The 18,877-nt window shown below is 67.9% G+C and carries 19 protein-coding genes; 14 read left to right on the top strand and 5 right to left on the bottom strand.

Annotated elements, in window-relative coordinates; translation table 11 throughout:
* Positions 1-54: 54 nt before the first annotated feature.
* A complete protein-coding gene (locus tag ACJMKZ_RS13810) occupies positions 55-510 on the top strand; it encodes a hypothetical protein (RefSeq protein WP_405233782.1) in 456 nt (151 codons plus the stop codon).
* A gap of 92 nt (positions 511-602) precedes the next feature.
* Here the strand turns inward: ACJMKZ_RS13810 and ACJMKZ_RS13805 are convergent, their stop codons facing one another.
* On the bottom strand, positions 603-794 hold the full coding sequence (locus ACJMKZ_RS13805; protein ID WP_405233781.1) for a hypothetical protein: 192 nt from the start codon (positions 792-794) through the stop codon (positions 603-605).
* 219 nt (positions 795-1,013) lie between these two features.
* Between ACJMKZ_RS13805 and ACJMKZ_RS13800 the strand changes: the two genes are divergently transcribed.
* Positions 1,014-3,032 (top strand): TonB-dependent receptor, encoded by a 2,019-nt coding sequence (locus ACJMKZ_RS13800; RefSeq protein WP_405233780.1) that lies wholly within the window; start codon positions 1,014-1,016, stop codon positions 3,030-3,032.
* Between the two features lie 106 nt (positions 3,033-3,138).
* Positions 3,139-4,740: a WS/DGAT/MGAT family O-acyltransferase gene (locus tag ACJMKZ_RS13795; protein ID WP_405233779.1), complete on the top strand. Its 1,602-nt coding sequence runs from the start codon at positions 3,139-3,141 to the stop codon at positions 4,738-4,740.
* Here ACJMKZ_RS13795 and ACJMKZ_RS13790 read toward each other — a convergent pair.
* The 4 genes from ACJMKZ_RS13790 to flgA form a co-directional block, all read right to left on the bottom strand.
* Positions 4,737-6,356, bottom strand: coding sequence for an amidase (locus ACJMKZ_RS13790; RefSeq protein ID WP_405233778.1), 1,620 nt, complete (start codon positions 6,354-6,356; stop codon positions 4,737-4,739). The two genes, ACJMKZ_RS13795 and ACJMKZ_RS13790, sit on opposite strands and share 4 nt — an antisense overlap.
* A gap of 86 nt (positions 6,357-6,442) precedes the next feature.
* The gene (locus ACJMKZ_RS13785) at positions 6,443-6,934 is read right to left on the bottom strand and encodes a flagella synthesis protein FlgN (RefSeq protein ID WP_405233777.1); all 492 of its coding nucleotides are present in this window, start codon (positions 6,932-6,934) and stop codon (positions 6,443-6,445) included.
* Positions 6,931-7,251 (bottom strand): flagellar biosynthesis anti-sigma factor FlgM, encoded by a 321-nt coding sequence (gene flgM, locus ACJMKZ_RS13780; protein ID WP_405233776.1) that lies wholly within the window; start codon positions 7,249-7,251, stop codon positions 6,931-6,933. The genes ACJMKZ_RS13785 and flgM overlap by 4 nt, the downstream gene beginning before the upstream one ends.
* A gap of 101 nt (positions 7,252-7,352) precedes the next feature.
* Positions 7,353-8,111 carry a flagellar basal body P-ring formation chaperone FlgA gene (gene flgA / locus ACJMKZ_RS13775; protein ID WP_405233775.1) on the bottom strand — a complete coding sequence of 253 codons (759 nt, stop codon included), beginning with the start codon at positions 8,109-8,111 and terminating at the stop codon, positions 7,353-7,355.
* Between the two features lie 364 nt (positions 8,112-8,475).
* On the opposite strand from flgA, the gene flgB reads away from it, so the two are divergent.
* The 11 genes from flgB (at position 8,476) to flgL (ending at position 18,829) form a co-directional block, all read left to right on the top strand.
* On the top strand, positions 8,476-8,862 hold the full coding sequence (gene flgB / locus ACJMKZ_RS13770) for a flagellar basal body rod protein FlgB (RefSeq protein ID WP_405233774.1): 387 nt from the start codon (positions 8,476-8,478) through the stop codon (positions 8,860-8,862).
* Complete coding sequence (gene flgC, locus ACJMKZ_RS13765; RefSeq protein WP_405233773.1) at positions 8,862-9,281, top strand: flagellar basal body rod protein FlgC; 420 nt, start codon at positions 8,862-8,864, stop codon at positions 9,279-9,281. The genes flgB and flgC overlap by 1 nt, the downstream gene beginning before the upstream one ends.
* Positions 9,282-9,318: 37 nt before the next feature.
* On the top strand, positions 9,319-9,999 hold the full coding sequence (locus tag ACJMKZ_RS13760) for a flagellar hook assembly protein FlgD (protein ID WP_405233772.1): 681 nt from the start codon (positions 9,319-9,321) through the stop codon (positions 9,997-9,999).
* A gap of 70 nt (positions 10,000-10,069) precedes the next feature.
* Positions 10,070-11,287 (top strand): flagellar hook protein FlgE, encoded by a 1,218-nt coding sequence (gene flgE, locus ACJMKZ_RS13755; RefSeq protein ID WP_405233771.1) that lies wholly within the window; start codon positions 10,070-10,072, stop codon positions 11,285-11,287.
* 44 nt (positions 11,288-11,331) lie between these two features.
* Positions 11,332-12,075: a flagellar basal-body rod protein FlgF gene (gene flgF, locus ACJMKZ_RS13750; RefSeq protein ID WP_405233770.1), complete on the top strand. Its 744-nt coding sequence runs from the start codon at positions 11,332-11,334 to the stop codon at positions 12,073-12,075.
* A 26-nt stretch (positions 12,076-12,101) separates the two neighbouring features.
* Positions 12,102-12,887, top strand: a complete 786-nt coding sequence (gene flgG, locus ACJMKZ_RS13745) for a flagellar basal-body rod protein FlgG (RefSeq protein ID WP_405222797.1) — start codon at positions 12,102-12,104, stop codon at positions 12,885-12,887.
* A 44-nt stretch (positions 12,888-12,931) separates the two neighbouring features.
* On the top strand, positions 12,932-13,618 hold the full coding sequence (flgH, locus tag ACJMKZ_RS13740) for a flagellar basal body L-ring protein FlgH (RefSeq protein ID WP_405233769.1): 687 nt from the start codon (positions 12,932-12,934) through the stop codon (positions 13,616-13,618).
* Between the two features lie 12 nt (positions 13,619-13,630).
* Complete coding sequence (locus ACJMKZ_RS13735) at positions 13,631-14,764, top strand: flagellar basal body P-ring protein FlgI (RefSeq protein ID WP_405233768.1); 1,134 nt, start codon at positions 13,631-13,633, stop codon at positions 14,762-14,764.
* A 10-nt stretch (positions 14,765-14,774) separates the two neighbouring features.
* Positions 14,775-15,710: a flagellar assembly peptidoglycan hydrolase FlgJ gene (gene flgJ, locus ACJMKZ_RS13730; RefSeq protein WP_405233767.1), complete on the top strand. Its 936-nt coding sequence runs from the start codon at positions 14,775-14,777 to the stop codon at positions 15,708-15,710.
* Between the two features lie 23 nt (positions 15,711-15,733).
* The gene (gene flgK, locus ACJMKZ_RS13725) at positions 15,734-17,623 is read left to right on the top strand and encodes a flagellar hook-associated protein FlgK (RefSeq protein WP_405233766.1); all 1,890 of its coding nucleotides are present in this window, start codon (positions 15,734-15,736) and stop codon (positions 17,621-17,623) included.
* Between the two features lie 12 nt (positions 17,624-17,635).
* A complete protein-coding gene (gene flgL, locus ACJMKZ_RS13720) occupies positions 17,636-18,829 on the top strand; it encodes a flagellar hook-associated protein FlgL (protein ID WP_405233765.1) in 1,194 nt (397 codons plus the stop codon).
* Positions 18,830-18,877: the final 48 nt, after the last annotated feature.

Raw genomic sequence — 18,877 nt, 5'->3', positions numbered from 1 at the left:
GTATTTTCCACTTGGAAAGCGGGCGATCCCTGCCCGCTCCAAGGGAGAGAAGCGATGAGAACGATAAGAAAAGCACTCGGCGTTGCGGCACTCTGCGCCGCGTCCATGACCATGGCCACCGGTGCCTGGGCCGCCGAAGAGTGGCCGTTCACCTCGGGCGACTACTGGGAAGTGACGGGCATCGACATCAAGGACGGCGGCGGCTACAAGTATGCCAAGTGGCTCGCGAGCGAGTGGCGGGAGAATCTGGAATTCTCCAAGTCCAAGGGCTGGATCAAGGACTATATGATCCTTGCCAACGTGTACGAGCGCAGCGGCGAGCCGACGATCTATCTCATCCGCGTCATGGAGGACGTACCGACGGGCGCCGAGGGCGAGCAGCGCCAGAAGGAATACATGGCCTGGCGCAAGAAGAGTATCGAACAGATGCAGGGGGAGAGCGGTAATCGCGCCGAGTACCGCGAGGTCATGAGCACTTCGCTGCTGCAGGAACTGAATTTCCGGAACTAATCTCCGGCGCACGGGGCTCCCGGTCTGCGGGTCGGGAGCCCCGCTGCGTTGTGGCGGCCGGCAATGCCGCAGTGGCTAGTCTCCTGTGAGCTTCACGCGGCCCGGAAAATCGTTAGACTATCCGGATGCTTCGCCTCCGCGCACGATTCCTGGCCCGCTGCACGGCGATCGCGCTGGTCGCGATCCTGGCCGGGCAGTTTGCCGTCGCCGGTCATGCCGCGGTCGCCGATCACGGCATCGGCGAGCAGTGCGACGTCTGCGTCGGCGGCGATCGACTCGCCCATGGCTTGTCGGATACGCCGGCCGGGTCGCCGGCGGTCCATGCGTCCCCGGTGGTTCCCGTACCGGCGGTCGCCGGACACCCGGAATTCCCGCCCAGGCACGGTCACGCCCGCGCACCTCCCCGCCTCTGATCACAGTCGACCGACTATTGCTCGACCGTAGCCGTGTCGTCCAGCGACGGGCCGGCGCGGCATCTGCTGATCCGATCAGAGGAACGAGACATGCGAATTTCGCAACTGACTGCGGCGCTGACCGCAGCGATATTGTGTGCCGGAGCCCTGCAGGCGCAGGAAGCGGCTGACGAAGCGATCGAGGAGATCGTGGTTACCGCGGCGCCCCTCGGCGACGTGCTGCAGCCCACCAGCGTCTTCAAGGGCGACGAACTGCTCACCGACCGCGCGCCCACCCTTGGCGAGACCCTCGCCGCACAGCCCGGCGTGAGCTCCAGTTACTTCGGGCCGGCATCGTCCCGGCCTATCATCCGCGGCCTGGGCGGCTCCCAGGTCATCATGCTTTCCGACGGTATCTCGTCGCTGGATGCGGCGGACGTCAGCGCGGACCACGCCGTCAGCATCGAGCCGCTGCTGGCGGAGGCCATCGAGATTATCCGAGGCCCGACGACGCTGCTGTACGGCAATTCGGCCGCCGGCGGCGTGGTGAACGTGATCGACAACCGGATCCCGCGGCGTCCCGCGGAGGCGCCAGTCTCCGGCGCCGTCGAGGCCCGCGCGGATACGGCCGCCGGGGAGCGGGCCCTGGTCGGGCGCCTGGACGGTGGCGCCGGCGGCTTCGCCTGGCACCTCGATGCCTACACACGGGAGACCGACGACGTGGAGATCGACGGCTTCGCAACGGCCGATCCTGACGACCGGGAGCCCGACGAGGCGGCCGGGGTCCTGCCGAACAGCTACTCCGAATCCGACGGTTACTCCGCGGGCGCTTCCTGGGTGGGCGAGCGGGGCTTTCTCGGCTTCTCCTGGAGCGGCTCCGACATGACCTACGGCCTGCCCGGGCACAGCCACGAAGAGGAGCATGGCGAGGAGGAGCATGCCGGCGAGGAAGAGGGCGGTCCGTTCATCGACCTGGAGCAGTCGCGGTTCGACGTGCGCGGGGAATACGCGCTGAACGGCCAGTACTTCGAGGCCGTGAAATTCTCCTGGGGTATCAACGACTACGAGCACGCCGAGATCGAGCCATCCGGCGAGGTCGGTACCCTGTTCGAGAACGACGCCTGGCAGGCAAGGGTGGAGGCCATACATGCGCCGATCGCCGGGTGGCGGGGCGCCTTCGGCCTGCAGCTCGACGACCGGGATTTCTCCGCCGCGGGCGAGGAAGCTTTCATCTCGCCGACGAAGACCGAGTCGCTCGGCGTGTTCCTGGTGGAGGAGCGGGACTACGACTGGGGTCACGCGCACCTGGGCGGACGCGTGGAGTTCCTGGAGCACGACAACGAGCTTTCGGCGGATTTCGACGATACCTCCCTGTCGCTGGCCGCCGGCGTCGACTTCGAGATTGCGCCTGACTACACGCTGATGCTGAACGTCTCGCGCACGGAACGGCTGCCGGCAGCGGAGGAGCTCTACGCCAACGGTCCTCATCTCGCGACCGGCCAGTTCGAACTCGGTCTTGCCGTACTCGGCGCCGCGCCCGACAAGGAGGTCTCGGTGAACTACGACATCGGGCTCTCCGGCGGCGGGGAGCGTCTGCGCTGGGACGTCCACGTCTTCTACAACCGCATCGGGGACTACATCTTCCAGAACCTGACCGGCGCGGAAGAAGACGGCCTGCCGGTGGCGGAGTACGGCCAGGCCGACGCGGACTTCTATGGGGTCGAGGCCGAGGCCACGCTGATGCTGGGCCGCTTCGGCGGCTTCGAAGCGGAGCTCGGGCTGCTCGGCGATTTCGTCCATGCGGAACTGGAGGATGGCCGCTACCTGCCCCGCATACCGCCGATGCGCGTAGGCACGGGGCTCACGCTGCGAAATGATGCGCTGACCACGTCACTGGACGTTCTCTGGCATGCAGAGCAGGACAACATCGCCTCGTTCCGGACCGACAGCTACACCATGGTGGACCTGTCGGCGATCTATGCCATGACGCTGCAGGAGACCCGGCTCGACGTGTTCGTCCGCGGCACCAATCTGCTCGACGAGGCGGCGCGCCGGAGCACTTCATTCCTGGCGCCCTATGCGCCGCTGCCGGGCCGCTCGTTCCACGCGGGCGCGCGCCTGCGCTTCTGACCGGCGAGGGCCGCGCCGCCTGCGTGCGGCGCGGCCTTTCGCCGCCGGCGTCCTGCGCAGCCAGGCGTATCGTGTATATTGCCGGTCAGGGCAAGGAGACTTTTTCATGCAGCAACTGACCGGCCTCGACGCCTCTTTCCTCTATCTCGAAACGGCTGCCACGCCCATGCACGTGGGCAGTCTCTGCATCTACGACCAGTCGACGGCGGCCGGCGGCCACGTCACCTTCAAGCAGATCATCCGCTTCTTCGAGGAGCGCCTGCACAAGGCGAAGACCTTCCGGCGCCGACTGGCGAACGTGCCGCTCGGCCTGGCCCGTCCCTACTGGATCGAGGACCCGGAGTTCGATCTGGAATTTCACCTGCGCCACATCGCGCTGCCGAAGCCGGGCGACTGGCGTCAGCTCTGCATCCTGACCGCGCGGCTGCTTGCCCGTCCGCTGGACCTGAACCGCCCCCTGTGGGAGGCCTGGGTGATAGAAGGACTGGACAACGTCGACGGCATCCCGCCGGGCAGCTTCGGCCTCGTGACCAAGATCCACCACTCGGCCATCGACGGGATCTCCGGCGCCGAGATCGCCGCCGCGATCCACAGCCTGACTCCTCACGACCAGCCGGAGCCGCCTCCGCGGCCCTGGACGGCGGAGCGCGAACCCACCGACGTGGAGCTGCTCGCCCGCAGCGCCGCGGGCATGGCGGGCACGCCGCTGAAGATCGGCAAGCTGGTGCGCCACGTCGCGCCCACGCTGCCGAAGCTGGCCACGGGCCTGGTGCGGCGCGACATCAGCCTGCCCCGGTCGGTGCCGCGCACTCGTTTCAACGCCAATGTCTCGGCGCACCGGGTCTTCGATGCGCGCACCTTCGCGCTGGACGAGATCCGCGGTATGAAGGGTTTCGTGGAAGGCGCCACGGTGAACGACGTGATCGTCAGCGTCTGCGGCGGCGCGCTGCGCAAGTACCTCGAGGCGAAGGACGAGCTGCCCGACGAATCGCTGATCGCGATGGCGCCGATGAGCGTGCGCTCGGACCAGCAGCGCGGCGCGGAGGGCAACCGGGTCAGCGCCATGCGCCTGCCGGTGGGCAGCGACATCGAGGACCCTCTCGAGCGGCTGCGCGCCGTCCACGCGGCGAGCGACGAGGCCAAGCGGTTCACGCGCACCGCGGGTCCGGAGCTCAACATGGAGCTGGCGGAGTTCCTGCCCACGACCACCTCCGGGCTCATGGCCAAGGCCTATGGCCGCTGGCATATGGCCGAGCGCCTGCCGCCGGTCTTCAATACGGTGATCACGAACGTGCCCATCAGCAATCATCCGCTGTACTCCATGGGCACGAAGATGGTCGCCTATTACGGACTCGGGCCGGTGGTCCACGGCGTCGGTCTGTTCCAGCCGGTGATCGGCTATGACGGCAAGATCACCGTCAGCGCCATCTCCTGTCGCGAGATGATGCCGGACCCCGCGTTCTACTGTGAGTGCCTGCAGGAATCCTTCGACGAGCTGAAGGCGATGACCATCGCTACCGCAGGCAAGCGCGCGAAAGCCGTGATGGGTGACGGCGCGGAGGCGTCCTCGGAGGCCGCCGGCAAGAAGACGGCAGGGAAAAAGCCTGCCGGCAAGAAGTCCGCCGCGAAGAAGGCCGCCAGGAAGAAGAGCAAGCGCAAGAAGAAGACAGCGACGACGACGTCGCCGTCGGAGCCGCAGGCCGACTAGCGCTCCAGTGTCGGCACCAGTCCGGGGCGGAGGATGGCACGGGTCGCCTGCTCCAGGGCGTAGGCATAGCCGATCAGCTGCGGCTCGGACCACGGGCGGCCGAACAGGGTCACGCCCACGGGCAGACCGTGGACGCTCCCCGCCGGCAATGTCACCGCGGGATAGCCGGATACCGCGCCAAGCCGGGAGCTGGAGATCGAGTGGTTGTCGCCGGCGACGAAGTCGATGGGCCAGGCCGGCGAGTTCGTCGGCGCGATGATCGCATCCAGGGCGTGTTCGTTCATCACCGCGTCGATGAGTCGGCGCAGCGCCGGCCCGCTGTTCTCCCGTGCTTTCAGGTAGGCCTCGTCCGTCAGCGATCCCCGGGACTCGGCCTGCTCGAAGATCTCCTGGCCGAACCAGGGCATGGTCTCGTCGGCGCGCAGCTCGTTGTAACGAATCAGCGCGGCCAGGCTGCCCCTGTCGCCTTCCATGCCGGCGTTGCCGAGGTAGCGGTTCAGCCCGTCCCTGAACTCGTACAGGAGCACCTCGTATTCGGCCTCGCCGACGTCTGCGGGGATCTCGAGGCCGATCGGATCCACGATCTCGGCGCCGAGTTCGTCGAGCCGGGCGATCGTGGCGTCGAGGACGGCCTCCACCCGGGGATCCGAGCCGGCGCCGTAATACTGCCGCCAGACGCCGATGCGCGCGCCTTCGAGCGCGCCCGTGCCCAGCGCGGCGAGATAGTCCCGCGGCCCCGGGTGCGCCTGGGCCGCGGGGTCCGCATTATCCGGCGCCGCCATCGCGGCGAGCAGCAGCGCCGCGTCGCGGACGCTGCGCGCCATCGGGCCGGCCGTGTCCTGGCTGAGTGCGATGGGGATGATGCCGTCCCGGCTGACCAGCCCGATCGTGGGTTTGATGCCGACGACGCCGTTGGCGCCGGCGGGACAGACGATTGAGCCGTCGGTCTCGGTGCCGACCGCGAGCACGGCCAGCCCGGCAGCGACGGCCACCGCCGACCCGCTGGACGAGCCGCAGGGGTTGCGATCGAGCACGTGCGGATTGCGGGTCTGCCCGCCGATGCTGCTCCACCCGCTTACCGACCGGGTAGAGCGGAAATTCGCCCATTCGCTGAGGTTGGCCTTGCCCAGGATGACGGCGCCGGCTCGCCGGAGCGCGGCGACGTGGAAGGCGTCGTCCGGCGCGCGATGCAGTGCCAGCGCCACCGAGCCTGCGGAGGTGGCCATGCGGTCGCCCGTGTCGATGTTGGCTTTCAGGACCACGGGTATGCCGTGCAGGGGTCCGCGCTTCTCGCCGACGGCGCGTTCCTGATCCAGGTCCCGCGCGATCTCGATGGCGTCCGGATTCACCTCGATGATGGCGTTCAGCGTGGGGCCGGCGTCGTCCACGGCTTCGATGCGGTCGAGGAACAGACGTACCAGCTGTTCCGAGGTGAGGTCGCCCCGATCCATACGTTCCTGGAGGGCGGCCGTATCCGCGTAGTGCAGCACGGCTGCCGCATTGTCTGCGGGATCCGCGGCGGCGCAGGCTGCGCCCCCGGGCGGCAGGCCGGGGAACAGGCAGATCAGACTGAGGGTGAGCGTGCGAGTGAGTTCTCGCGGCAGGTAATGCGGCATGGAAGGCGCCCCGGCATGGTATGGCTGCCTATTGTACGGTTTCGGCCGCGATTGAGATGACTACAGGGCTGGTAGCCTCCGTCCGGTCAGGCGCTGCCGAATGCGCGACCGGCGGCGCGGGCGCTGCTGCCGTCGGCACCGTAGACCGGCGCGGTGCCTTCCGGCGCCCCGCGCAGCACGTCGAGCGCACGCCCGATCTGCCGCTGGCGCAGATGGACGATGGCCCCGTTGGCCGCATTCGCGTCCCGGCAGCGTCCGGCGACGTCGCCGAGTTGCCGCCACAGACCGTCCAGCGGATGCGCGGGCGCGCAGTCCGCGAGCACCGCCTCGACGCCGCCCTGATCCGGTGGGTAGCCATGGTTGGCGAGCAGGCGACGGCGTCTTTCGTCCAGACCATCGAGCCGGGACAGATGTTTCTGCTTGCCGGCGCCGGCGTTCTGCAACCCCTCGGCGTCCCGCTGCTCCAGCGCTGCGCGCTCGGCGGCGAGCGCCGACTCCAGCCGCTGCGTGATCGCGAGCGCCTCACGGATCACGGTCTCGAGTGCACCTGCGCAGGCTGTCGCGTCCGCCCGGCTCATGAGTCGCTGCCCAGGCTCCTCTCGAACATCATCAGACGCGCGGCGATCTTCTCCGCATCGATCTCGTAATCGCCGTTGGCGATGGACTCCATGATGGCGTCCAGGCGCTGGTTCTGCATTTCGAGACTTTCCAGCATCGAGCTCATGCGCTCCATCATCTGGGCGCCGCTGGTGAGCCGTACGGTCTCGCCGCCCGGTACCGTCACTTCCTTAGCCTGACCGGTGCGCTGCGCCGCCCCCGCGGTCGGCCGGCTGCCACCGACCCCGTTCGGGCCGATCGACTGCCCCTGATTCGTTCCGTCAATCTTATTGGACATAACTGGCTACCTCAGACATGAGTCTGTGTTATCCCGTGTATCGGCGATTCCGCGCGAAACTTTAGTGTCGGGCGACAATTTTTTTACCATGCCGTATATGGTCAATTCATCCTAATTTCAACGACTTCAGGGGACCTTACGACCCCCTCGACGACTCGCCGCGAGGAGACGTTCTCCACCCGGATGCGCTGGTCCAGGGCACCGTCGGACAGGGCGCGTCCCGCCATGCGGATCTGCATGCCGCCGTTGTCCACTACCAGGGTCACCTTCTGGCCTCGCCGCACGATCTGCTCGGCGTCCACCATGTTGTGGGTAAGCGGCGTGCCGGCGAGGACGGGCCGTTTCAGCCGCCGTCCCGGCAACTGGCGCAGGCTGCCCGCATAGGTTTTCAGGTGACTGGACAGGTCGCGCCTCTCCGTATGCACGTCTCCCGTTGTCAGCACGTGGCCGCGGGGCAGCGAGCGCGAGACCACCAGCACGTCGGCGTAGCGGGCGATTCGTACCGGCACGAAGAGCTTCCAGGGCTTCGTGCCCTCGCAGCGCACGCCCACCACCAGGCGGTTGCCGTTGCCCATCCCGTTCGGCAGGAAGCCGGACAGCGGCACGTCGCAGCGGTTCATCCGCAGGCGGGTGTCCAGCTCGCCTGCCTCCACGCGGACGTCGTCACCGTCCGCGCCCAGCTGGCTTGCCGCGTAGCGGGCTGCCGTCTCGCGGATGGACTCGACCGGCTGCCAGTCCGCCGCGGTGGCGCCGCCGGCGAACAGGACGAGGACCGGGACGAGGACGAGCGCGAGCGCGGCCGGTGCGGACAATCCGCGCCGGATTTCAGTCGCTGCCGTCAATGTCCCGTCACTCTGCATACGTGTTCCTGGTCATCCGGAAACCGGCCCGGAGGCCCCGGATACGCGCCGTGCGGCGTTTCGCCGGTTCGCGGTGCGACCGCTGCCGCCCTGGCTCCGTTTCCGCTCGCCTTCCTCTTGCCCTCCACTGATGCAAAAGCCGTGCCAGTGATTAGGCGGATCGCCGGGCCGTTTGGCTGCGCGCGGGACCTCACCCTTGCCGTCTCCGGCTGCAGTCCATTGCCGCCGGCAGCGGCAGCGCTTTGCCGCCCTGACGCATGCGTCGGGGCGACATACAGGAATATCAGTCACTTGCAGAGTTGGCACGGCATTTGCTGTGAATCCGGCGGAAGCGGGCAAAGTGCCTGCGAACCAGAGAGACACGATGAAGATCGACCCTTTCGGACAGCACGCACTCGCACTGAAGCTGCGCTCGATGCGCACCGAGGTGCTGGCGACAAACATCGCGAATGCGGACACGCCCAACTACAAGGCGCGTGATCTGGATTTCGGTGCGGCGCTGGAACGCGCGCAGTCCGGGCGGGTCGCCATGGCGAAGACCCACGCCGGCCATGTCGATGCGAGCAGCGGACCGGCGGGGGCCGAACTGAAATACCGGCTGCCGTATCAGCCGTCCCAGGACGGCAACACGGTGCAGCCGGACGTGGAACAGGCGGAGTTCGCCGAGAACGTGCTGCGCTACCGCGCCAGCCTCATGTTCCTGGACGGCAAGGTCCGCACGCTGAAGCTCGCGATCAAGGGGAGTGAGTGATGTCGATGTTCCGGATATTCGATACCGCGGGTAGCGCCATGAACGCGCAGTCCCTGCGCCTGAACACCACGGCCAGCAACCTGGCAAACGCTGAGAGCGTCAGCGGCGACCCGAACAAGGTCTATCGCGCCCGGCACCCGGTATTCGCCACGGCCATGCAGGAGGCCGCGGGCGCCGGCGAGAGTCATGCGGCGGGAGTCCGCGTGCTCGGCATCGTCGAGAGCCAGGCGCCGCTGACCGTCCAGCACCGGCCGGAACACCCGGAGGCCGACGAGAACGGCAAGGTGTATCTCAGCAACGTCAACGCGGTGGAGGAGATGGTCAACATGATGTCGGCCTCTCGTTCCTATCAGAACAACATCGAGATCCTGAAGACCACGCGCGACCTGATGCTGCAGACCCTGCAGCTCGGCCGCTAGCACCCGTCACCAGAGCCGGTAAGCCGGAGGAGAGCACATGGATTCCATCAACGGTTTCGAGGATCTGGGCAGCCTGGGGATAGCCACCCGGCGCGAGTCCCAGCCCACCACGGCAAAGGACGAGCTGGGCCAGGAGCAGTTCCTCGAGCTGATGATCGCCCAGTTCCGCAACCAGGATCCCATGGAGCCGATGAGTAACGGCGAGTTCCTGAGTCAGCTGGCCCAGTTCGGCACGGTGTCGGGCATCGGCGATCTGCAGAACTCGTTCAGCGCGCTGTCCGAGTCCATCTACTCGGACCAGGCGCTGCAGGCCGCAGGGCTCGTCGGTCACCAGGTGCTGGCCCGCACTGACCAGGGCCATCTGGCCGAGGGCGGGACGCTGAACGGCGCCGTCAATCTGTCGGCGGGCGCCTCCGCCGTGACCGTGGAGATCACCGACCAGACCGGCCAGCTGGTGCGCCGGCTCGAGCTGGGCGGCCGGGGTTCCGGCCTGACCCAGTGGCAGTGGGACGGCATGAACACCGAGGGCGAGCCGGCCGCGCCGGGCAATTACCGGGTGTCGACCATCGTCAGCCGGGGCAACCAGGTAGAGAACGCGCAGACGCTGGTCGGCGCCACCATCGAGAGCGTGACCCTGGGCCGTAACGGTCAGGGGCTGACGCTGAATATCGCGGGAGAGGGTTCGCTCAGGCTGAGCGAAGTCGACCGCATCCTCTGATTCGCTTAGCCATACGCATAGCCATTCGCACAGTCACCGTTATCGGGTTTTGGATTAAGGAGACAGCACCATGCCTTTTCGCATCGCACTCAGCGGCCTGAATGCCGCATCGGCTGACCTGGGGGTCACCGCCAACAACATCGCCAACGTGAACACCACGGGCTTCAAGGGCTCGCGGGCCGAGTTCGCCGAGGTCTTCGCCGTCGGCACCCAGAGCACCGGTTCCTCGGCGGTCGGCTCGGGCGTGCGCCTGTCGAACATCTCCCAGCAGTTCGCCCAGGGCAACGTGGACTTCACGGACAACGCACTGGACCTCGCCATCGGCGGCGAGGGCTTCTTCGTGCTCAGCGACAACGGCTCGCGGGTCTATACCCGCGCCGGCAACTTCAGCGTGGACAACAACGGCTTTGTGGTGAACCCCGCCGGCAAGCGCCTGCAGGCCTATCCGCCCTCCGGCGACGGCAACTTCAACACCGGCTCGCTGAACGACGTGCAGCTCAGCACCGGCGCGAATCCGCCCCAGTCCACCACGGCGATCGACTACGGCGTGAACCTGCCCGCGGATGCCGAGGTGCCGACGATCGTGCCCTTCGACCCCGCAGATCCGAATACCTTCAATCACACGACCTCGGTCACCATCTACGACTCGCTGGGCGCGGCCCACACCGGCACGCTGTACTTTCTGAAGGATGCCGCCACCAACACGTGGAACACCCAGTTCACCGTGGACGGCAACGTCGTGGGTGCCGGCGACCAGCTGGTGTTCGGCAACGACGGTCAGCTGCAGTCGCCGGCTGGCGGCGTGATCAGCCTGCCGGCGTACTCGCCGAGCAACGGCGCGGCGGACATCACCATGTCCCTGAATCTGGACGGAGCGACCCAGTTCGGCAGCAACTTCGGCGTGAACTCGCTGTCCCAGGACGGCTTCGCGACCGGCCGGCTGACAGGCATCGAGGTGACCTCCGAAGGCATCCTGTTCGCCCGCTTCACCAACGGCCAGTCGACGGAGCTCGGCAAGATCGCGCTGGCGGACTTCGCCAACCCGGGTGGCCTGCAGCAGCTTGAGGATACGGCCTGGGGCGAGAGCTTCACCTCTGGTGACGCGCGTCTCGGCGAGGCCGGTACCTCGAGCTTCGGCCTGATCCAGTCCGGCGCCCTGGAGGCGAGCAACGTGGATCTCACGGAGCAGCTGGTGAACATGATCACGGCGCAGCGCAACTTCCAGGCTAACTCGCAGATGATCTCCACGGCTGACACGGTGACCCAGACGGTCATCAACATCCGCTGATGACGAACATCGACCGACCGAATCCCGAACGATGGACATGAGCAATGGATGATCTCGTCTACGTGGCGATGACCGGCGCGAAGCAGACCGAACTCGCGCAGTCCGTCAACAGCCACAACCTGGCCAACGCCAGCACTACCGGTTTCCGGGCCGATCTGCACGCGTTCAGCGCGCTGCCGATCCAGGGCTTCGGCGAACCGACCCGGGTGAATGCCGTCGCCGAGAACTACGGTACGGATTACCGCCAGGGCGCGACGATGAGCACCGGCCGGGACCTTGACGTGGCCGTGCAGGGGGACGGATTCATCGCGGTGCAGGCGCCGGACGGTAGCGAGGCCTACACGCGGGCCGGCGACCTCCGGGTCAACTCGGTGGGCGTCATGACCAACGGCGCGGGCCATCCGGTGATGGGCAACGGCGGCCCCGTGGCCGTGCCGCCCCATGCCAGCATCACGGTCGGCGCCGACGGCACCATCTCCATCCGGCCCCTGGGACAGGGGCCGGAGACGCTGGCCACGGTGGACCGCATCAAGCTGGTGCGGCCGGACACCGGGCAGTTCGAGAAGGGCGCCGACGGTCTGCTGCGGCCGAAGGACGGCGCGGTGGCCGAGGCCGATGCGGAGGTGCGCCTGACCTCGGGCGCGCTCGAGTCCAGCAACGTCAACGTGGCGGAGACGCTGGTGAACATGATCGATCTGGCGCGCCGCTACGAGCTGCAGGTGAAGGTGATGACCACTGCCGCCGAGGATGCGGACAAGGCCGCGCAACTGCTCAGCATGAGCGGATGACAGCACAGGAAATCAGGAGCTAAACGATGAATCAGTCACTCTGGATCGCCAAGACGGGCCTGGACGCGCAGCAGACGCGCATGTCCGTGGTCTCCAACAACCTGGCGAACGTGAACACCACCGGCTTCAAGAAAGGCCGCGCGGTGTTCGAGGATCTCATGTACCAGAACGTGCGCCAGGCGGGCGGCCAGACCTCCCAGGACACCGAGCTGCCCTCGGGCATGATGCTCGGCACCGGCGTGCGGGTGGTGGCGACCGAGAAACTGTTCACCCAGGGCAACGTGCTGCAGAACGGCAATGCGCTCGACACGGCCATCCAGGGCCGCGGTTTCTTCCAGGTGCAGCTGCCGGACGGCACCACCTCCTATACCCGTGACGGCAGCTTCAAGCGCAACGCTCAGGGCGAGCTGGTGACGGCGAGCGGCTACCTGCTGCAGCCGGGCATCACCATCCCGGATGCGGCGCAGAGCATCACCATCGGTTCCGACGGCACGGTCTCCGTGCAGCTCGCCGGGCAGGCGTCGCCCGTCCAGGTGGGCACGCTGCAGCTGGTGGACTTCATCAATCCGGCAGGCCTGCAGCCCCGCGGCGAGAACCAGTATCTGGAGACCGCAGCCAGCGGTTCGCCCCAGCCGGGTACACCCGGACTGAACGGTCTGGGCACGGTGATCCAGGGCGCGCTCGAGGGATCGAACGTCAACGTGGTTGAGGAGCTGGTCAACATGATCGAGACCCAGCGCGCCTACGAGATGAATTCCAAGGCCATCTCGACCAGCGACCAGATGATGCAGTACGTGAACAACAACCTCTGAGCCTGAATGAACCCGGGCCCGGAGCCAGGACCAAGAGCGATCCCATGGATGCACTGAAACGAATCAAGACCGTCGCCGCCGTCGCCGCCGTGGCGGCGCTGCTGGCGGCCTGCGGCAGCGCGCCCCGATACCCGGAGAGCTATGCGCCGCCGCAACCGGTGCCGGCGCCGCAGCCCGCCGAGCCGGACGGCTCCATTTACCAGGCCGGCAGCGACGTGCGGCTGTTCGAGGATCTGCGCGCCGGGCGCGTGGGCGACATCCTCACCGTCCGGCTGGACGAGCAGACCGCGGCGAGCAAGAACGCGCAGACCTCGACGGACAAGAACACCAGCGCCGATTACTCGGGCCCCACGGTGTTCGGCCGACCGGTCACGAAGGACGGGGTGCCGATCCTCTCCGGTGCGCTGGACGGCAGCTCGGAGTTCTCGGGCGAGGGCGCCAGCAGCCAGTCGAACAGCCTGCAGGGCGACATCACGGTGACCGTGGTGGAGCGCATGGCCAACGGCAACCTGATGGTGAGGGGCGAGAAGTGGGTGACGCTGAACCAGGGCGAGGAGTTCATCCGCCTGTCCGGGATCATCCGGCCCTACGACATCGAGCCGGACAACTCGGTGTCCTCCCGCAAGGTGGCGGACGCCCGCATCACCTACTCCAGCAAGGGCGTGCTGGCTGCCGCGAACCGCATGGGGCTGCTGTCCCGGTTCTTCAACTCCATCCTGAATCCCTACTGAGGACGCCCCGCCATGAATAACCGCAACCGGTTTCCGACTATCCGCCAGGCAGCGGCCGCGGCGGCGGCCTGCGTCCTCGTGCTCGCGGCCGGCGCCGCCCAGGCCGAGCGGGTCAAGGACCTCGCCTCCGTCGCCGGCGTGCGTAACAACCAGATCGTCGGCTACGGCCTGGTGGTGGGCCTCGACGGCAGCGGCGACCAGACCAGCCAGACGCCGTTCACCGTGCAGAGCCTGAAGAACATGCTCACCCAGTTCGGCATCACCGTGCCGCCGAACGTAAACCCGCAGCTGAAGAACGTGGCGGCCGTGTCGGTGCATGCCGACCTGCCCCCCTTCGTGAAGCCGGGCCAGACCATCGACGTGACCGTCTCTTCCATCGGCAATGCCAAGAGCCTGCGCGGCGGCAGTCTGCTGATGACGCCGCTGCGCGGCGCCGACGGCCAGGTCTACGCCGTCGCCCAGGGCAACCTGGTGGTGGGCGGCTTCGGCGCGTCGGGCCGCGACGGCTCCAGCGTGACGGTGAACGTGCCGAGCGCGGGCCGTATCCCGAACGGCGCCACCGTCGAGCGCGAGGTGGCCACCGCCTTCGACCAGGGCGATGCCATCATGCTGAACCTGCATTCGCCGGACTTCACCACCGCCCACCGGCTGGCCGACGGCATCAACGAGCGGCTCGGTGCCGACATGGCGCGGGCCATCGACGCGGTCTCGGTGCGCGTACGCGCGCCGCAGGATGCGTCCCAGCGCACCTCCTTCGTCTCGGTGCTCGAGAACTTCGAGGTGGAGCCGGGGCAGGCGCCGGCGCGGGTGATCATCAACTCGCGCACCGGCACCGTCGTGATCGGCTCTCACGTGCGGGTGCGTCCGGCGGCCGTCTCCCACGGCTCGCTGGTGGTGACCATCAGCGAACAGCCCTTCGCCAGCCAGCCGCAGCCCTTCAGCGATGGCGAGACGGTGGTACTGCCGGACTCCGAGGTGGAGATCACCCAGGAGGCGAACCGCATGTTCCTGTTCCAGCCCGGCACCAGCCTGAACGAGATCGTGCAGGCGGTGAACCGGGTGGGCGCGGCACCGGGCGACCTGGTGGCCATCCTCGAGGCCCTGAAGCAGGCGGGCGCGCTGCGCGCCGAGCTGCTGGTCATCTGAGGCCGGAGCCATGAAGCCCGTCGTCACCGACTTCCAGCAATTCACGGCGCTGCGCACCGAGGCGCGCGGCGGCGGGGATGCCGCGCTGCGCGAGGCCGCCAATCAGTTCGAGGCGATCTTCCTGCAGACCATGCTGAAGTCCATGCGAGATGCCAGCATGGGCGACCCGATCTTCGGCGACAGCAATGCGTCGGAGACGTATCAGGACCTCTTCGACAAGCAGATGGCCATGGAGATCTCCGGCGGGCGGGGCCTCGGCTTCGCCGATCTGCTGGTGCGCCAGCTGGGTGGCAGGCAGCGTGCCGGCGGTGATGCGGACGAACCGGGCATCGGCAGAGAGCTGGGCAGGGCCATGGACCAGGCGCCGGCGCCGGCCATTGGCCGTCGGGTGCCCGTTGAAGGCAGCACCGAGCGGCCGTTGTGGCAGAGCCCGGCTGAGTTCGTGCGCAAGCTCTGGCCCTATGCGAGCCGGGCGGCGGACAGGCTGAACGTCGATCCCCGGGCCCTGATCGCCCAGGCCGCACTGGAGACGGGCTGGGGCAAACATGTCACCGCCGACGAGAACGGTCGCAGCTCGCTCAACCTCTTCGGCATCAAGGCCAGCGGCGGCTGGCAGGGCGATGCGGTCAGCGTGCGCACCATCGAATACCGGGGCGGGGCGGCCCGGCCGGAGGTGGCGAGCTTCCGGGCGTATCCCTCGCTGGCGGCCGGATTCGACGATTACGCCCGGCTGCTCGGCTCGAATCCGCGCTACGAGAACGTGCTGAACCGGGGCGACGACGTGGCGGGCTATGCCGAGGCGCTGCAGGCCTCCGGCTACGCCACCGACCCCGCCTATGCCGACAAGATCAAGTCGCTGCTCGGCTCCGAGACCATGGGCCGGGCGCTGGAATCACTCAAGTTCGGCGGATTGATGCCGATAGACAGGGAACGCTTCTCCTTCTGACGAGAGCGTGCTGACGAGGGACCATGTCGAATATCCTCTCCACAAGCGTCTCCGCCCTGCTGTCGTTCCAGCGCGGCATAGAGACCACCGGCCACAATATCGCCAACGCGAGTACGCCGGGCTACAGCCGCCAGCGGGTCGACCTGGAGACCCGTCAGCCCGGCCTGATCGGCAATCAGTACATCGGCTCCGGCGTCAACGTGGCGAACGTGCGCCGGATCTACGACGAGTTCCTCGGTAACGAGCTGTCGGCTGCGACCACCTCCCAGGCGCGGCTCGACACGCTGGCCGGGCTCTCCGGGCAGGTGGACAACCTGCTCTCGGACCCCAGCGTGGGACTCGCCCCGGCCATCCAGAATTTCTTCAACGCGGTGCAGGATGCGGCCGGCGATCCGGCGTCCGTGCCGGCGCGCCAGGCCCTGGTGAGTCAGGCGGATACGCTGGCCTCGAGCTTCGACTTCCTCGACGGCCGCCTGCAGTCGCTGGAGAAGGACATCAACGGGCGTCTGCGCCAATCGGTGACGGACGTCAACGAGTTCGCAACCGCGATTGCGGAGCTGAACCGCCGCATCGCCAGCGCCGAGGCGGGCGTCTCCGGCCAGCCGAACGACCTGCTGGACCAGCGCGATCTGTTGATCCGCAGGCTCTCCGAGCAGGTGGCGGTGACCACCGTGGCCCAGGGCGACGGCGCCCTCAACGTGTTCATCGGCAACGGCCAGACGCTGGTCACCGGCAGCCAGGCCCGGCAGCTCGCCACGCAGCCGAGCGAATTCGATCCGCGTCGCCTGGAAGTGGTCTACCAGGGCGACGCGGGCACCGGTGCCCTCGGCGGCGATCTGTCCGGCGGCGCTATCGGCGGCATGATGGACTTCCGCCGTCTGGTGCTCGACCCGACCCGCACGGCCATCGGCGAGACCGCGGTGGCGCTGGCCACGGCGTTCAACGAACAGCATGCGGCCGGCATGGACCTGAATGGCCGCCTCGGTGGCGAATTCTTCGGCATTGGAGATCCGGCGGTGCTGGTGTCGTCGCGCAACACCGGCACGGCCGATGTGGACGCGGTGGTCGCCGACGTGGCCGGCCTGCAGAGCGCCGATTACGTGATGAGCTACGACGGCAGCGCCTGGTCGCTGACCCGCGCCGACAACGGCCAGGCCATCCCGATGACCGGCAGCGGCACCGCGGGCGATCCGTTCCTGGCCGGCGGACTGGAAATCACGGCCGGCCCCGGCGCGGCCGCCGGCGACCGATACCTCATCCAGCCGGCGAAGGGCGCGGCGGGCACGCTCACCCGCACCGTCGCCGACGCCCAGTCAGTGGCGCTGGCGGCGCCCGTGCGCACCGCCACCGGCACGGACAACATCGGCGATGCGCAATTCTCGGCGGGCGAGGTGATCGATCCGGGCGATCCGGATCTGCTCGGCGGCGCGGTCATAGAGTTCACGGCACCGGATACCTATACCATCGACGGCGCCGGCTCCTTCGCCTATGCGAGCGGCGACGCCATCGACGTCAACGGCACCCGGGTGGTCATCAGCGGTACGCCCGCGGCCGGGGACGTCTTCCGCATCGAGGCCAATGCCGGCGGCACGGGCGACAACCGCAACGCGCTCGGCCTCGCCGAGGTGCAGACGCGGGGCCTGCTGGCCGGTGGCACGGTCGCGGTCTCCGAGAGCTACGGTCGTCTGGTCGCCGAGGTGGGCACCGTCAGCCGCCAGGCGCAGATCGGCCTCGATGCCCAGACCGTGGTCCGCGACGATGCCGAGCAGGCGCTGAGCAACAAGTCCGGGGTGAACCTGGACGAGGAGGCCGCCAACCTGATGCGTTATCAGCAGGCCTATCAGGCGGCCGCCCAGCTTATCGGCGTGACCAATACCCTGTTCGAGACCCTGATCGGGGCGTTCCGCCGCTAGGAGGCGAGACTGATGCGCATATCCACCGCAGGGATGTTCCGGGCGAGTCTCGCGCAGATGCAGGAGCTGCAGTCTGCGCTCGCCCGCACCCAGGAGCAGATCGCCAGCGGCAAGCGGCTGCTCGCGCCATCGGACGATGCGATCGGCGCGGCGCGCAGCATCGAGCTGCGTGAGCTGTCCTCGCGCATCGAGCAGTTCGACCGCAACGGCAACCTGGCGCGGAGCCGCCTGTCGGTGGAGGAGCAGGCGCTCGCGAGCGCCGGCGATCTGCTGCAGCGTGCCCGCGAACTCGCCGTGCAGGCGAGCAACGGCACCCAGAGCAACGAGACCCGCGCGTTCATCGCCACCGAGATCCGTCAGCTCAAGGATCAGATGATCCAGATCGCCAACACGCAGGACACCACCGGGCGTTATCTCTTCTCCGGCTACAGCGACAAGGTGCAGCCTTTCAGCGCCACCGCCGACGGTGCCCTGTACAACGGGGACGAAGGCCAGCGCTTCGTCGAGATCGCGGAAGGCCGGCGCATCGCCGACGGCGACTCCGGCGCGCGGGTGTTCCAGCGCATCTCTCGTGGCAACGGCACGTTCACGACCGTCGCGGCCGCCGGCAACGGCGGCTCCGGCATCATCGACTCCGGCGCGGTGACGAATCCTGTCGCCTGGAGCCGGGACACTTACACCGTCAGCTTCGTCGCCGACGATGCCTGGGAGGTGACCGACGGTTCCGGCGCCGTCCTGGCCTCCGGCGGCTTCGAGCCGGGTTCTGCCATCGAGTTCGCCGGCGTCGTCGTCAGCATCAGCGGCTCTCCGGCGGCGGGCGACGAGTTCACCGTCGAGCCCAGTCGTGACCAGAGCGTATTCGCGACGCTGGACCGGCTCGCCGACGCGCTGGAACGCCCGACCAATAACGACACCAGCCGGGCGGCCCTGACCAACGATCTGAACTCGAGCATGAGCGATCTCGACCAGGCCATCGGCAACCTGCTCGACGTGCGCGCGACCGTCGGCTCCCGCCTGGCGGCGATCGAGGACCAGCGCGATGCGAACGAGGGCTTCGCTATTACCGTGGAGCAGACCATCTCCGAGATCGAGGACCTGGACTACACCGAGGCGCTGACCCGCCTCGCCGAGCAGATCAACAGCCTGGAGGCGGCGCAGAAGTCCTTCGTGCGCATCCAGTCGCTGTCCCTGTTCAGCGTCCTGTAAACGTCCGCGGCGTCTTCCGGAGCCCCGTTTCGCTGTGCCGAAACGGGG

Origin of the sequence: Lentisalinibacter salinarum (assembly GCF_040706555.1) — a bacterium.
GTDB lineage: Bacteria > Pseudomonadota > Gammaproteobacteria > Steroidobacterales > Woeseiaceae > Lentisalinibacter > Lentisalinibacter salinarum.
Note: the sequence above shows the minus strand (reverse complement) of the source record. Positions and strands in the feature narration are given on the sequence as shown.

Bases quoted from the DNA above. Each gene is read 5' to 3' on its own strand.
- ACJMKZ_RS13810 (WP_405233782.1), top strand. From the start codon at position 55: ATGAGAACGATAAGAAAAGCACTCGGCGTTGCGGCACTCTGCGCCGCG.
- ACJMKZ_RS13805 (WP_405233781.1), bottom strand. From the start codon at position 794: ATGGGCGAGTCGATCGCCGCCGACGCAGACGTCGCACTGCTCGCCGAT.
- ACJMKZ_RS13800 (WP_405233780.1), top strand. From the start codon at position 1,014: ATGCGAATTTCGCAACTGACTGCGGCGCTGACCGCAGCGATATTGTGT.
- ACJMKZ_RS13795 (WP_405233779.1), top strand. From the start codon at position 3,139: ATGCAGCAACTGACCGGCCTCGACGCCTCTTTCCTCTATCTCGAAACG.
- ACJMKZ_RS13790 (WP_405233778.1), bottom strand. From the start codon at position 6,356: ATGCCGCATTACCTGCCGCGAGAACTCACTCGCACGCTCACCCTCAGT.
- ACJMKZ_RS13785 (WP_405233777.1), bottom strand. From the start codon at position 6,934: ATGAGCCGGGCGGACGCGACAGCCTGCGCAGGTGCACTCGAGACCGTG.
- flgM (WP_405233776.1), bottom strand. From the start codon at position 7,251: ATGTCCAATAAGATTGACGGAACGAATCAGGGGCAGTCGATCGGCCCG.
- flgA (WP_405233775.1), bottom strand. From the start codon at position 8,111: ATGCAGAGTGACGGGACATTGACGGCAGCGACTGAAATCCGGCGCGGA.
- flgB (WP_405233774.1), top strand. From the start codon at position 8,476: ATGAAGATCGACCCTTTCGGACAGCACGCACTCGCACTGAAGCTGCGC.
- flgC (WP_405233773.1), top strand. From the start codon at position 8,862: ATGTCGATGTTCCGGATATTCGATACCGCGGGTAGCGCCATGAACGCG.
- ACJMKZ_RS13760 (WP_405233772.1), top strand. From the start codon at position 9,319: ATGGATTCCATCAACGGTTTCGAGGATCTGGGCAGCCTGGGGATAGCC.
- flgE (WP_405233771.1), top strand. From the start codon at position 10,070: ATGCCTTTTCGCATCGCACTCAGCGGCCTGAATGCCGCATCGGCTGAC.
- flgF (WP_405233770.1), top strand. From the start codon at position 11,332: ATGGATGATCTCGTCTACGTGGCGATGACCGGCGCGAAGCAGACCGAA.
- flgG (WP_405222797.1), top strand. From the start codon at position 12,102: ATGAATCAGTCACTCTGGATCGCCAAGACGGGCCTGGACGCGCAGCAG.
- flgH (WP_405233769.1), top strand. From the start codon at position 12,932: ATGGATGCACTGAAACGAATCAAGACCGTCGCCGCCGTCGCCGCCGTG.
- ACJMKZ_RS13735 (WP_405233768.1), top strand. From the start codon at position 13,631: ATGAATAACCGCAACCGGTTTCCGACTATCCGCCAGGCAGCGGCCGCG.
- flgJ (WP_405233767.1), top strand. From the start codon at position 14,775: ATGAAGCCCGTCGTCACCGACTTCCAGCAATTCACGGCGCTGCGCACC.
- flgK (WP_405233766.1), top strand. From the start codon at position 15,734: ATGTCGAATATCCTCTCCACAAGCGTCTCCGCCCTGCTGTCGTTCCAG.
- flgL (WP_405233765.1), top strand. From the start codon at position 17,636: ATGCGCATATCCACCGCAGGGATGTTCCGGGCGAGTCTCGCGCAGATG.